The 13,923-nt window shown below is 63.8% G+C and carries 10 protein-coding genes; 4 read left to right on the forward strand and 6 right to left on the reverse strand.

The window, feature by feature from the left end:
• Positions 1-122: 122 nt before the first annotated feature.
• The 3 genes from P0D80_RS10080 to aspT (P0D80_RS10090) all read right to left on the reverse strand — a co-directional run bounded on the left by P0D80_RS10080 (position 123) and on the right by aspT (P0D80_RS10090) (position 5,389).
• Positions 123-1,787: a bifunctional aspartate transaminase/aspartate 4-decarboxylase gene (locus tag P0D80_RS10080; RefSeq protein WP_408283338.1), complete on the reverse strand. Its 1,665-nt coding sequence runs from the start codon at positions 1,785-1,787 to the stop codon at positions 123-125.
• 89 nt (positions 1,788-1,876) lie between these two features.
• A complete protein-coding gene (gene aspT, locus P0D80_RS10085) occupies positions 1,877-3,559 on the reverse strand; it encodes an aspartate-alanine antiporter (protein WP_132375955.1) in 1,683 nt (560 codons plus the stop codon).
• Between the two features lie 147 nt (positions 3,560-3,706).
• Positions 3,707-5,389 carry an aspartate-alanine antiporter gene (gene aspT, locus P0D80_RS10090; RefSeq protein WP_408283342.1) on the reverse strand — a complete coding sequence of 561 codons (1,683 nt, stop codon included), beginning with the start codon at positions 5,387-5,389 and terminating at the stop codon, positions 3,707-3,709.
• 523 nt (positions 5,390-5,912) lie between these two features.
• Between aspT (P0D80_RS10090) and P0D80_RS10095 the strand changes: the two genes are divergently transcribed.
• Positions 5,913-6,911, forward strand: a complete 999-nt coding sequence (locus tag P0D80_RS10095) for a 2-hydroxyacid dehydrogenase (RefSeq protein WP_408178835.1) — start codon at positions 5,913-5,915, stop codon at positions 6,909-6,911.
• On the opposite strand, the gene P0D80_RS10100 is transcribed toward P0D80_RS10095, so the two are convergent.
• Positions 6,908-7,525, reverse strand: a complete 618-nt coding sequence (locus tag P0D80_RS10100) for a plasmid fertility inhibition factor family protein (RefSeq protein ID WP_408178836.1) — start codon at positions 7,523-7,525, stop codon at positions 6,908-6,910. The two genes, P0D80_RS10095 and P0D80_RS10100, sit on opposite strands and share 4 nt — an antisense overlap.
• Positions 7,526-7,617: 92 nt before the next feature.
• Between P0D80_RS10100 and P0D80_RS10105 the strand changes: the two genes are divergently transcribed.
• From P0D80_RS10105 to P0D80_RS10115, 3 genes are all read left to right on the forward strand, one after another.
• Positions 7,618-8,442: a crotonase/enoyl-CoA hydratase family protein gene (locus P0D80_RS10105; RefSeq protein WP_408178838.1), complete on the forward strand. Its 825-nt coding sequence runs from the start codon at positions 7,618-7,620 to the stop codon at positions 8,440-8,442.
• Positions 8,443-8,634: 192 nt separating this feature from the next.
• A complete protein-coding gene (locus P0D80_RS10110; RefSeq protein WP_408178839.1) occupies positions 8,635-9,801 on the forward strand; it encodes an MFS transporter in 1,167 nt (388 codons plus the stop codon).
• Positions 9,802-9,874: 73 nt separating this feature from the next.
• Positions 9,875-11,035 carry an MFS transporter gene (locus tag P0D80_RS10115; RefSeq protein WP_408283348.1) on the forward strand — a complete coding sequence of 387 codons (1,161 nt, stop codon included), beginning with the start codon at positions 9,875-9,877 and terminating at the stop codon, positions 11,033-11,035.
• Positions 11,036-11,249: 214 nt separating this feature from the next.
• On the opposite strand, the gene fahA is transcribed toward P0D80_RS10115, so the two are convergent.
• On the reverse strand, positions 11,250-12,560 hold the full coding sequence (gene fahA / locus P0D80_RS10120; protein WP_408283351.1) for a fumarylacetoacetase: 1,311 nt from the start codon (positions 12,558-12,560) through the stop codon (positions 11,250-11,252).
• Complete coding sequence (gene hmgA, locus P0D80_RS10125; protein ID WP_408283354.1) at positions 12,557-13,903, reverse strand: homogentisate 1,2-dioxygenase; 1,347 nt, start codon at positions 13,901-13,903, stop codon at positions 12,557-12,559. The genes fahA and hmgA overlap by 4 nt, the downstream gene beginning before the upstream one ends.
• Positions 13,904-13,923: the final 20 nt, after the last annotated feature.

Below are 13,923 nucleotides of genomic sequence, written 5' to 3' on the forward strand. Positions count from 1 at the left end.
AGGAGCAAACGGCCCCGCCAGCATTGACGCTGGCGAGGCCGCCTGTTCGATCATTCACCGATCCGCGCGATTGCGCAAGTTTTTTGACTATGCTTGACCGCACAACACGGCGGACAATCCCGTCACTTCACCTTGGTCTTATCGAGCTTCTTGCCCGTGGACGCATTGAAACGCTCGACATAATCTTCGATCAGCTTGCGCAGGGCGCGGCCGATCTGCCGGTAGTCGGACTCGTTCAGATTGGCCAGCGAGACGCGCCCCGACGGATGCTGAGTGCCGAAGCCGCGGCCCGGCAGCAGCACCACCCGCGCTTCGCGCGCGAGACGGAACAACAACTCGGAAGGCTGCGTGTTCTTCAGTAGCCACTCGACGAACTCGCGCCCGAACATCCGCTCGCCGAGGAATTCGATGTCGAGAATGGTGTAGTAGTCGACCTGATTCGGATCGTCGTCCTCGAACGAAATGCCGACCTCTTCATAGAGCGCCTGCTTGCGCTTGCGGATCAACCGCTTCAACGCGTTCTTGTACGCGTCCGGCGTGTCCATCAGCGAGAACAGCGAAAACAGCACCATCTGCACCTGCTGCGGCGTCGACAGGCCCGCCGTGTGATTCAGCGCGACGGTGCGGCTGTCGGCCACCAGGCGGTCGATGAACTTGAGCTTGTCCGGCTCCGTCGTGATCGACTCGTAACGCTCGTGCAACTGCTTCTTCGCGTCCTTCGGCAGTTCGGCGATCAACCTGTCGAGCACGTTGTCGCGATGCGTCGCGATCGTGCCGAGACGCCAGCCGGTCGCGCCGAAGTACTTCGAGTACGAGTACACGAGAATGGTGTTCTTGGGCGCGAGCGCGAACAGCGACACAAAGTTATCGGCAAAGGTGCCGTACACGTCATCGGTCAGCAGGATCAGATCGGGCCGTTCCTTGACGATGTCGGCAATGTACTGAAGACTCTCGTCGTCGATCTTCACCGAAGGCGGATTGCTAGGGTTCACCAGGAAGAACGCCTTCACCTTCGGATCGCGTAGCTTGTCCAGTTCCTTCTTCGAATACTGCCAGCCGTTGGCCACGTCGGCTTCGAGATTCACGACGTTCAACTGGTAGTCGTTCAGGCGCGGAATCTCGATGTACGGCGTGAAGATTGGCATGCCGAGCGCGATCGTGTCGCCGGCCTTGATCAGGTGGTTCTCGCGCATCGTGTTGAAGATGTACGTCATTGCCGCCGTGCCGCCTTCCACCGCGAACACGTCGAATTCGCCGACGAACGGATGGTCGCCGATCATCTCGCGCCGCAGATACTGGCCGACGATCAGCTCGGACAGTTTGAGCATGCGGTCGGGCACCGGGTAGTTCGAAGCGAGAATGCCCTCGCACATTTCATACAGGAAGTCGCCGGCCGAATATCCCAACTGGTCGCGCACGTAAGACACCGCGCCGCGCAGGAAGTCGATGCCCGCCACGCCCTTGTTTTCGCGCAGGAACAGATCGAAGCGTTCTTCGAGGCCGTCGCGTCGCGGAAAGCCGCCCACGCCTTCCGGCATGTAGGCGAACGAGCGCTCCGATTCGCGCATCGCAAAGAGGCCGAGTTGCCAGAAGCCGTGGCGCGGAATCGTCGCGAGAAAATTCGGATTGCCGCGGCCGGCGTTGAGCATCGATGCGTTGGCGGGCCGCTCCACGGCGCCGCCGCCGGCGGCCTTGATCAATTCGTCCTTCAGCTCGAACGGGCTGAGCGCGGCCATACCTGCTTGTGCCATATCCGAGTGTTTCTTGTCGCCCTTCTCTTTTGCCATGATGCGTTCTCCTGAGCCAAGTGAAAGACGCCGGCGTGGCGGATGATCGCCCGATAAGCGCCGGCGTGAGAGATCGATAGACGCCCGCGCTAGACGAGCCCGACCACGAGCGGGCCGAGCAGCGTCAACGCGACGTTCGCGATGGCATACGTGATCGCGAACGGCACGGTCGGCACTGCACTTTCCGCCTTGTCGAGCACGCCGCCGAATGCCGGATTCGCGCTGCGTGAGCCGGTCAGCGCGCCGGCCAGGATGGCCGCGTTGTTGTACTTCAGCACGTAGCGGCCGAACAGCATGGTGAGCAGGAGCGGAAACAACGTGACGAACACGCCGAGCAGGAAGATCGTCATGCCGCTTTGCTTGACGGTGACCACGGCCTGCAAGCCGGAGTTCAGCCCGACCACCGCGACGAAAGCCGCGAGGCCGAAGTCCTTCAGCAACTGCGAGGCCGCCGTCGGCATCACGCCGTACATCGGGTGCTTGCCGCGCATCCAGCCGAACAGCAGCCCAGCCAGCAGACAGCCGCCGCCCGAACCGAGCGTGAGCGGAATGCCGCCCACGTCGATGACGATCAGTCCGATCAGCAAGCCCAGCACGATGCCGACGCCCATATAGATGAAGTCGGTCTTGATGCTGTACGGCAGCTCGTAGCCGGCTGCGTCGACGGCGCGCTTGGTGTCTTTCGGCGAACCGTAGAAGGTGATCACGTCGCCGTGTTCCAGCTTGGTCTCCGGCAAGATCGGCAGCGGCTGGCCGGCGCGCGATATGCCCTGGATGTAAACGCCGTGGCGCATATCACGATCCAGCACTTCCCGCGCGGCGGCGATCGTTGTGTGGTTCATGCCTTTGCGTGTGAACACGGCTTCACGCGTTTGCATAACCACGCCGATGTCTTCGACTGCGGCAACTTCGCCGCCGCTCGCACCGAATGCGACCACAGCCTCGCGGCGGCCAACAACCAGCACCACGTCATCGGGCTTCAACACCAGATCGGGCGTTGGGTCGAGTTGCTGCCCGTCACGCTTGATCCGCTCGATCGTCAGCATGTCCTGATGTTGCGTCTCGACGGCCTTCACCGTTTTCCCGGCGCTGACATCGATCTTGTATGCTCGGCCGACCATCTCGGGCAACGCGGAAAGCTGTCCCGGCGCGATGGACGGCGCACCGGAGGACAGCTCGCGTTCCGCCTGGATTGAGGCGTCGCGCAAACTCTGCCCCATGAACTTGGGCAGAATGTTCACGCACACGATGATCGCGCCCAGCGAGCCGAACACGTAGGTCACCGCGTAGGCAATCGCCACGTCTGATTGCAGCGACTTGACCTGATCGGCAGGCAGGCCGAGACGCGCGATCGCGTCGCCCGCCGTGCCGATAATCGCGGACTGCGTCAGCGCGCCGCCCGCGAGCCCGGCGGCGAGGCCCTTGTTCAGGTGGAACAGCTTCGCGCACACCACCACGGTAATCAGTGCGGTGACCGCCAGGAAGACGGCCATCGCGATCTCACGCAGCGTCTTGCGGTTCAGCGAATTGAAGAAGCCCGGACCGGAGTCGTAGCCGACGGCGTAGATGAAGACGGCGAACATCACCGACTTCACACCGTTGTCGATGGTCACGCCCGCCTGACTGATGACGACCGCGGCCAGCAGCGACCCGCCCACGCCGCCCAACTGAAACTTGCCGAAGTTGATCTGCCCGATGAAGTAGCCGGCTGCGAGCGATAGAAACAGCGCGATCTCGGGTGATTTCTGAAAGATGTGATGTAGCCAGTCCATCGTGCCCTCGCTGGATAGTTTGCGATACTGAGTACTGGGTGCGGCTCGCGCATGCGAGGCGCAATCGTGTCGCGCGCCACATGCCGCCTGCCGCCTGCCGCATCGACCGAACGTGGCATGGCGTGCCACGTCCGGCACATCTGCCGCCTAATGGAATTTCCCGGCGAGGCCGACAACCACCGGCCCCATCAGCGGCAACAGAATGTTCGAGAGTGCATAAGTGATCGTGTAGCCGATCACGGGAGTGGAGTTGCCGGTGACGCCCACCAGTGCGCTGATCGCGGGCGTGCTGCATTGCTGGCCGGCAATCGCGCCGAGCAGCATGGGCGCCTCGAGCTTGAGGAACATGCGGCCGATCCATAGCGACAGCAGACCCGGCACGAGCACCATCAGAATCCCGGCCACCGGCAACGCGAGACCGTATTCACGCACCAGCTTGATGGCGTCCGGTCCCGCCGACAAACCCACTGCCGCGATGAAAGTGGCAAGACCAAAGTCCTTGAGGATCTGCGCGGCCGCCGAAGGCAGCGAACCGACCAGCGGATAACGCGAACGGATCCAGCCGAATAGCAGCCCCGACAGCAAACAACCGCCGCCCGTACCGAGCGCAACCGACACGCCGCCCACCCGTCCGCCGAGATGGCCGATCGCCATGCCGACCAGCACGCCCAGACCCAGATAGACGAAGTCGGTCTTCTGCGTCGCGACGAGCGCGTAGCCCAGCCGCTTCGCGCCGCGCTCCACATCGGTTTTCGTGCCCACCAGCGTCAGCACGTCGCCGCGATTCAGTTCGGTGCTTGGCAGCGCCGGCACCGTGCTCTCGAGCCGCGTGACCGCCGCGATGTAGACGCCGCGTCCGTTTTCCGGCGTCGCCTGTTCGCGCACCTGCGCGATGGTCCGGCCGTGCAGGTCGCGGCGCGTCAGCACCACGTCGAGCTTCTCGGCGATCACGAGGCCGAAGTCGGTGCCACTCACTTCGTCACCAAGCGCGGCAGCGGCCGCCACTATGGCTTCACGTCGCCCCGCCACGAGAATGACGTCACCAGGTGCGAGCGTCAGTTGCGGTTCGGCCGGTACGTCCAGGCCGTTGCGCCGCACGCGCTCGACCGTCAAATTGAAGCTGTACTGCTGTTCGAACGCCCGAATCGTCGCGCCAGCCGCCGTACCGGCGAGAAACGCGCGGCCCACCAGCGCCGGCGCGGCCGCGTGCTGTCCCTCGCCGAATGCGCCGTCGCCGCCGAGCTTGCGCCACACGCGCTCGGCTTCGTCGCGCAGATTGACGCGCAATAGCAGCGGTGCGAACTGGCTCGTAAAGAGCACGATGGTGATCAGGCCGAACAGGTAGCTCACGCTGTACGCGGTCACGATATTGGCCTGCAGGCGGACCGTTTCCGCGTCGCCGAAGCCGAGCTTGGCAATCGCCTCGGACGCCGTGCCGATCACGGCCGACTCCGTCGCCGCGCCGGCCAGCAGACCGGCCGCGGTACCGGCATCGAGCCGCATGACGGCCACCGCGATCATGATCAGCACCAGCACCGACACGATCTCGACCACTGACAGCAACCCGTAGCGCCAGCCGCGGCCGATGTTGGCGAAGAACTGCGGCCCGCCGGTAAAGCCCAGCGCGAAGATGAACAGCGCGAACGCGATGTTCTTCAGATCGGGGGCGATGCGCGCGCCCGTCTGGCCCAACAACAACGCAGCGATCAACGTGCCGCACACGCCGCCGAGCTGAATGGGCCCGACGCGGAACGAACCAATGAAATATCCGATTGCAAGGCTTGCGAACAGCGCGATCTCCGGTTGAGACCTCAGCAATTCACCGATCATGTTGGCTCGCCGATTAACGGGTTTATTGGCAGGAAACCGAAAAATCGTTCGAGAAACTCGAATAAATTTATTCGGTCCCCAGTATTACGCACGCATTACTCAATCGGCATAGCGAATGAGTGAAAACTTAATTTATGGCAAGGGGATGACGCGAGTTGCGCCCGGGATGATTTGCCGCACTGCAGCGGCGGGTATTGAAATAGTCATTCGATAGCTCGACTGTCACTCTTTCCTCGCGAAGTTGCCTAATGCCTTGAAAAGATATCGTCTGCTGATGGCCAATTATTACAGCATGAGTGAACACGCCTTTTCGAACTGCCTTTTTTAATTGATATTGTAATTCCGCAGGGCTGTCAATATTATTTTTAACTCGCGTCCGCCTATCTTCGCAAAAAATGATCTTTAGCAAAGGCGAATGGATTGCAAGCACCTGGTCCGTGAGGCTTACCCTATACTGGACCGTTCGCCTGCCGCGCCATCAGGTCGCTTCGTTAGCGCCGGCACGTATTCTTCGGAGCCCGACATGCGCATGATCCTGTTCAGCAGCCGCCAATACGACAGCGACACGTTCACCGAAGCCAATGCCACGCATCGCTATGAACTGCACTTCCAGGAGTCGCACCTCGACAGCGAGACGGCCATTCTCGCTCAGGGCTACGAAGTGGTATGCCCGTTCGTCAACGACAACGTTCACGCAGCGGTATTGGAGCGGCTTCATGCCGGCGGCACGCGCATGATCGCGTTGCGCTCGGCGGGCTTCAATCATGTCGATCTGGCCACGGCCGAGCGTCTCGGCATCACGGTCGCGCGGGTGCCGGCTTACTCGCCGCACGCGGTCGCCGAACATGCAGTCGGCTTGATTCTGGCGCTGAACCGGCGCCTGCCGCGCGCCGCCGCACGTACTCGTGAAGGCGACTTTTCGCTGCACGGACTGCTCGGCTTCGATCTGCATGGCAAGACCGTGGGTGTGGTCGGCACGGGCATGATCGGCCGCGTATTCGGCCGCATCATGGCGGGCTTCGGCATGCAGGTGCTCGCGTACGATCCCGGCAAGCCCGCCGACGATCTGCTCGCGCTCGGCGCCCGCTACGTACCGCTCGACACTTTGCTCGCCGAATCCGACGTGGTCAGCCTGCATTGTCCGCTGGTGCCGGACACGTACCATTTGATCGACGGCCCCGCGCTCGCCAAGATGAAGCACGGCGCGATGCTGATCAACACGGGCCGTGGCGGCCTCGTCGAAAGCAATGCGCTGATCGGCGCCCTGAAAGATGGCCAGCTCGGCCACCTCGGGCTCGACGTTTACGAGGAAGAAGGCGGCCTGTTCTTCGAGGATCACTCGAACCTGCCCTTGCAGGACGATGTGCTCGCGCGTCTGTTGATGTTTCCGAACGTGATCGTCACCGCGCATCAGGCGTTCTTCACGCGCGAGGCGATGAACGAGATCGCCCAGACCACGCTCGATAACGTCGTGGCGTGGCAGGCCGGCACGCCGCGCAACGTGGTGCGCGCGCCCGCTTAGGTGCCGCCGCCGGTGTTCAGCGGCGTCGCGCGGACCACGGTGCGCGCGTCGTCCGCGGCGCCGCAGAGTTCGCGCAGCAACGTCGCCTCACGCTCGTGCACTTCCACCGGAAACCAGCGCGCGCCCGCATCGGCCAGATAGCGCGCGCGATGCTGGCCGTTGCGAAACGCCACCACGCCTTCGCGCTCCAATCCGAACCAGCCCAGCAGACCCGGCGCGCGACGCGTCGAAATGGTCACGTACGGCATCTGCGGAACCCGCGGGTTCTCTGGATCGAGAAACTCGCGAATGCCGCGCACCTTGCCCGAGTGCCATTCGGCGACCGGCTTCAGCACGTAATCGGTATTGTCGCGATCGGCGCAAGCGAGCAGCTTGCGCACGTCGACGAGGACGACCTGATGCCGCGTGCCGTCCGTGACGAAGACGCGTTTCAGGCGCACGTGGTCGTACCATGGATGCTCTTGCAGAGGCACGGTCCAGACCGTCTCGGCACAAGCCGGCGCGGCGGCTGACGATGAATTGGACAAGGGCAAAGGCAGGCTCGTTAAGCCGGCGAAAAGACGCCAGCGCATTAAAAGAGCGCTTACGCTACGAGCCGATTGTGTAAGAAGCATGACAGACCACGGTATTAATTACTCTGCATGAGCACACTGCTCACAACCCCGCACCCAGCGGGCAGACGCTGATGACTTCTACGGTGACAACGATGATAACCACGCAAAATTTCAATGACCACGTGCGCATCGAAGCTAATCAGGATATCGGCGTGGCGACGATCATCCTTGAGCGCCCTGCGCGTCGAAATGCCGTCGACCGTCCTGTGGCTGACGCGCTCAGCGCCGCGTTCGCCCGCTTCGAAGCGGAGCCGGCCTGGCGCGCGGCGGTGCTGTTCGGCGCGGGCGGCACTTTCTGCGCCGGCGCGGACCTGACCGCCCTCGCCGACGACACCCGTCGCAACGAATTGCATGCCGACGGCAGCGGTCCCGGCCCGATGGGACCGACGCGCATGAGCTTCAGCAAGCCCGTGGTCGCCGCGATTGCCGGTTATGCGGTAGCGGGTGGCCTGGAACTGGCGGCCCTGTGCGATCTGCGAGTCGTCGAAGACGACGCGGTGCTTGGCGTGTTCTGCCGGCGCGTCGGGATTCCGCTGATCGACGGCGGCACGATCCGCTTGCCGCGCTTGATCGGCCTGTCACGTGCGCTCGACCTGATTCTGACCGGCCGCGCGGTGAGCGCGCAGGAAGCGCTCGGCTTCGGTCTCGCCAATCGCGTCGTCCCAAAAGGCACGGTACGCGCCGCGGCGGAACAACTGGCCGCCGAACTGGCCGCCTTTCCACAGGCGGCGCTACTCGCCGACCGCCGTTCGGTGTTGGAAAACAGCATGCTCGACGATGTCGCAGAAGCATTGCGCCGTGAAGGTGCCGGCGGTTATCAAGCGGTTTTCGACGAAGGTGTGGCCGGCGCGGCGCATTTCGCCAGTGGTGCCGGCCGCCACGGCAAAACGCTCGGCCCCGACGGTGGCAGCCGCTAGAAACGCAGCGAGGCTCGCGTTTGACAGCGACTTTCAGCAAAAAACAACATCCGTGTCGACGATCAGCAAGCCCGTTTTGACTTAGGTAGAATCCCCTACTGTTTTACCCCTGTACGGCGCACGCGTTTTCGCCCCGAAAACGCGCGCCGGCCGCGCGACGCTTCCCGTCGCGCCGATTCACGCTCCTTCACCATGCCTTTGCCCCTGCTTGCCCTTGCCGTTGCCGCGTTTGGAATCGGTACCACCGAATTCGTGATCATGGGGCTGCTACCCGATGTCGCGCGCGATCTGTCCGTGTCGATTCCGGCGGCCGGCATGCTGGTCTCGGCGTACGCGCTCGGCGTCACAATCGGCGCGCCGATCGTCGCAATCGCGGTCGCCAACATGCCGCGCAAGAAGGCGCTGATGAGCCTGATCGGCGTGTTCATCGTCGGCAATCTGCTGTGCGCGGTGGCGCCGGGCTACGCGGTGCTGATGGCCGCGCGCATCGTGACCGCGTTCTGCCATGGCGCGTTTTTCGGCATCGGCTCGGTGGTCGCCGCAGGCCTTGTTGCACCGAACCGCCGCGCGCAAGCCATCGCGTTGATGTTCACGGGCCTCACGCTCGCCAACGTGCTGGGTGTGCCGCTCGGCACCGCGCTTGGCCAGGCGGTGGGCTGGCGCGCCACGTTCTGGGCGGTGACGGGCATCGGCGTCGTCGCGGCGGCCGCGCTCGCCGTGTGCCTGCCCGCGAAGATCGAAATGCAGAAGGCCAGCCTCGTCCACGAATTCAGCGTGCTGAAGAACCCGCAAGTGCTGATGGTGCTCGGCATCAGCGTGCTCGCGTCGGCGAGCCTCTTTTCCACCTTCACGTACATCACGCCGATTCTCGAAGACGTGACCGGCTTCACGCCGCACGCGGTCACGCTCGTCTTGCTGCTGTTCGGCCTCGGGCTGACGGTGGGCAGCACGCTCGGCGGCAAGCTCGCCGATTGGCGGCTGATGCCGTCGCTGGTGGCGTTTCTGCTGGCCATCGTCGTGATTCTGACCATCTTCGCCGGCACGATGCATTCGGAGATCCCGGCGATGATCACGATCTTCGTGTGGGGCATTCTGGCCTTCGCGATCGTGCCGCCGCTGCAAATGCTGATCGTCGACCGCGCGAGTCATGCGCCGAATCTGGCTTCGACCTTGAACCAGGGCGCCTTCAACCTCGGCAATGCGACCGGCGCCTGGCTCGGCGGCATGGCGATCGGCGCGGGCGCACCGCTCACGACGCTGCCCTGGGTCGGCGTGGCGACCTCGATCGGCGCGCTGGTGCTGACACTGTGGTCGGTGTCGATCGACCGGCGCGCGCAACGCATGGCGATGGCGGGCTAACCGCCCTTCTGCTCGCTCGCGTCAAACCCCGCACAGGTGCGGATGACTCGCGGCCGTAGTAGCATCTCGGCCGATGAAAGTCATCTTCACTCGCGATTTCCTCGCTTTGATCCTTAGCGTCGCCGTCGTCGGACTCGGCAGCGGCGCAACGCTTCCCCTCACTGCCCTCGCACTCACGCAAGCCGGTTACGGCACCGACGTGGTCGGCCTGCTGACTGCCGCGCAAGCGGGCGGCGGGCTCGTCATCGTGCCGCTCGCGGGATGGATCGCGGCGCGTTTCGGTGGCCGCCAGGTGATCGTGAGCGCCGTGCTGGTAGTGGCGTTCGCCACGGCGCTGATGCAACTCACCTCGAACCTGTGGCTGTGGGCCGTGTTGCGCGTGCTATGCGGCGCGGCGCTGATGCTCCTCTTCACGATCGGCGAAGCGTGGGTCAACCAATTGGCCGACGACGCCACGCGCGGCCGCGTGATCGCGATTTACGCGACCAACTTCACGCTGTTCCAGATGGCCGGTCCTGTGCTGGTGAGTCAAATCGCCGGCTTCACGCAGTGGCGCTTCCTGATTTGCGGGGCGATCTTTCTGCTGGCGCTGCCGATGCTCGCCACGATCCGCAAGACGCCGCAAGCGTCCGAGGAGGAGCACGCGGCGCACGGCAGTTGGCGCCATGTTTTGCCGCAGATGCCAGCGCTCGTGATCGGCACCGGTTTCTTCGCGTTGTTCGACACGATCGCGCTCTCGCTGCTGCCGCTCTTCGCCATGTCGCATGGCATTACGAGCGAGGTGGCCGTGCTGTTCGCGTCGGCGCTGCTGCTCGGCGATACGACGATGCAATTCCCGATCGGCTGGCTGGCTGACCGGCTTGGACGCGAACGCGTACATATCGGTTGCGGTGTGATCGTCGTGGCGCTGCTGCCGTTGCTGCCGTGGGCGATGACTTCGCCGTGGCTCTGTTGGCCGCTGCTGTATGTGCTCGGCGCGGCGGCAGGCGCGATTTACACGCTGTCGCTGGTTGCCTGCGGCGAGCGCTTTCGCGGTGTCGCGCTGGTGTCGGCGAGTTCGCTGGTGGGCGCGTCGTGGAGCGCGGCGAGTTTCGGCGGCCCGCTGGTGGCTGGCGCGCTGATGAAGGGCGTCGGGAATGACGCGATGGTCGGGGTACTGCTTGTTGCGGCGTTGGCGTTTCTGGTGGCGGTCTGGTGGGAGAGACGGCGTGCGCCGGTACGAGTCGTTGGTTGATCGCCGGACATTGGTTTAAGCGTTTCGGCGTTTCGGCGTTTCGGCGTTTCGGCGTTTCGGCGTTTCGGCGCTTCGGCGTTTCGGCGCTTCGGCGCTTGGGCGCGGCGCCACTGCATGATGATGACCCATGAATAGCAAAACGGGGAAGCCACGATAAATGGCGTCCCCGTTTCTCGTCGTGCACGTTGCGTGCGGCTCGTCCGCTATTACAGCGTTACTTCAACGCCGGCAAAATCTGCCCGACGCATGCGCCGAAACCCACACGATAACCCTCACCCTGACACCAGCCGGCCAGCGTCAATTCGTCGCCGTCTTCGATGAAACTGCGTGTGCCGCCTTCCTGCAACTCCAGCGGCTTCTTGCCGTTCCACGTCAACTCCAGCAGGCTGCCGAACGAATCTTCGGTCGGCCCGCTGATCGTGCCCGAGCCCATCAGGTCGCCCACGCGCGTATTGCAGCCCGATACCGTGTGATGCGCGAGCTGCTGCGCCATCGTCCAGTACATATGCCTGAAGTTGGTTCGCGCAATCGTGCTCGCCTGCTTCGCCTGCTGCGGACGCAGCTTCACTTCCAGCGTGATATCGAACGCATGCTCGCCGTCGTGCCGCAGGTATGCGAGCGGTTGGGGCTCCTGCGCCGGCTGCGCGACGCGGAACGGTTCAAGCGCGTCGAGCGTCACGATCCACGGCGAGATCGTCGTCGCGAAGGTCTTCGCGTTGAACGGTCCGAGCGGCACGTATTCCCATTGCTGAATATCGCGTGCGCTCCAGTCGTTCAGCAGCACCATACCGAAGATATGCGCTTCGGCATCCGCGCACGCAACCGGCTTACCCAAGGCATTGCCCGCGCCGATCACGAAGCCCGTTTCCAGTTCGATATCCAGCTTGCGGCACGCGCCGAACACCGGACGCTCCTGATCCGGCAGCTTCAACTGCCCGTTAGGACGACGCACGGGCGTGCCGCTCACCACCACCGACGACGCGCGTCCGTTATAGCCGATCGGCATCTCCGACCAGTTCGGCAGCAGCGCATTCTTCGGATCGCGGAACATGGAGCCGACATTCGTCGCATGCTCCTTCGACGAATAGAAATCGGTGTAGCCGGGAATCTGCACCGGCAGATGCAATTGCGCGTCGGCCTGACGGATCAGCGCGCGGCTGCGCAGTTCGGCGTCCTCACGCAGCGTCGCGTTATCACGCGAGAGCAGCTTGCTTAACTGAATACGCACGCCGCGCCACGCGTCACGGCCGAGCGCGATGAAATCGTTCAACGCGTCGCGCACGAATACACTGTCGCCCGCACCCGACGTGGGCAGCGTCAGCAGACCCGCGCTTTCGAGCGCGGCCAGGTCGACGATGCTGTCGCCGATCGCGACGCCCACACGGCGCGTCGCATTCAGAGCGTCGCTAAAGACGCCGAACGGCAGATTCTGAATCGAAAAATCGTTGCTCGAATCGTTGGCCGACTCGACCCAGCTTTTGCGCGACGGATCGAGCGTCGCCTGAAGATCGCTCGGTGCGTTCATCGTTGCTCCGGATTGAAGTGTTTCTTGAGACCTTGCCAGCACTCGTAGTAATGCGCCTGCAATTGCGCGGTTTCGAGCGCGAAGCGCGTGGGCTTGATCAGCGTGCGCGTTTCGAACATGAAGGCCATCGTGTCGGCGACTTTCTTCGGCGTCGACGTATCGCCGTGCGAGGCTTTCTCAAACGTTTCCGCGTCCGGGCCATGCCCCGACATGCAGTTATGCAGACTCGCGCCGCCCGGCACGAAACCCTCGGCCTTGGCGTCATACACGCCGTGCACGAGGCCCATGAACTCGCTCGCCACGTTGCGATGGAACCAGGGCGGGCGGAACGTATCTTCGGCGGCCAGCCAGCGCGGCGGGAAGATCACGAAGTCGATCGAATCGACGCCCGGCGTGTCGCTTTGCGATTGCAGCACCAGGAAGATCGACGGGTCCGGATGATCGAAGCTGATCGAGCCGATGGTGTTGAAGCGGCGCAGATCGTACTTGTACGGCGCATAGTTGCCGTGCCACGCCACCACGTCGAGCGGCGAATGGCCGATATCCGCGCGCCACAGATTGCCGTTCATCTTGGCGACGAGTTCGAAGTCGCCTTCACGGTCTTCATAGGCCGCGTGCGGCGTGAGGAAGTCGCGCGGATTGGCGAGGCCGTTCGAGCCGATCGGACCGAGGTCCGGCAGACGCAGCAACGCCCCGAAGTTCTCGCAGATGTAGCCGCGCGCCGTGCCGTCCGGCAGGCTCACCGCGAAGCGCACGCCGCGCGGAATCACCGCGATCTCGAACGGCTCGACGTCGAGCTTGCCGAGCTCGGTTGCAATGTGCAGGCGCCCTTCCTGCGGCACGATCAGCAGTTCGCCGTCGGCGGTATAGAAGAAGCGGTCCTGCATCGAGCGGTTCGCCGCGTACAGGTGAATCGCACAGCCGCTCATCGATTCGGCCGCGCCGTTGCCCGCCATCGTCACCCAGCCGTCGATGAAATCGGTCGGCTCGGCCGGCATCGGCAACGCGTCCCAGCGCAACTGGTTGGGCGGCGTCGGCGGCACCTCCGCGAAGTTGGCGACGAGCCGCTCCGAAGGCAGCGGCGTGAACGGCTTGTGCACCGCCGCCGGATGAATCCGGTACAGCCACGAGCGGCGATTGTGGCCGCGTGGCGCGGTGAACGCCGTGCCCGACAGTTGTTCGGCATACAGACCATAAGCCGCGCGCTGCGGCGAATTGCGGCCTTCCGGCAATGCGCCCGGCAAGGCCTCCGTCGCGAATTCGTTCGCGAAGCCCGACTGATAGCCCGGCTCGATTTCGAGCCGCGAACTGGCAGTGTTCGGCGTGCGTGTTTGGGTGTCCATGCAAGGTTCTCCGTTGATAC

It is taken from the genome of Paraburkholderia sp. RL17-373-BIF-A (assembly GCF_046030175.1).
Taxonomy (GTDB): domain Bacteria; phylum Pseudomonadota; class Gammaproteobacteria; order Burkholderiales; family Burkholderiaceae; genus Paraburkholderia.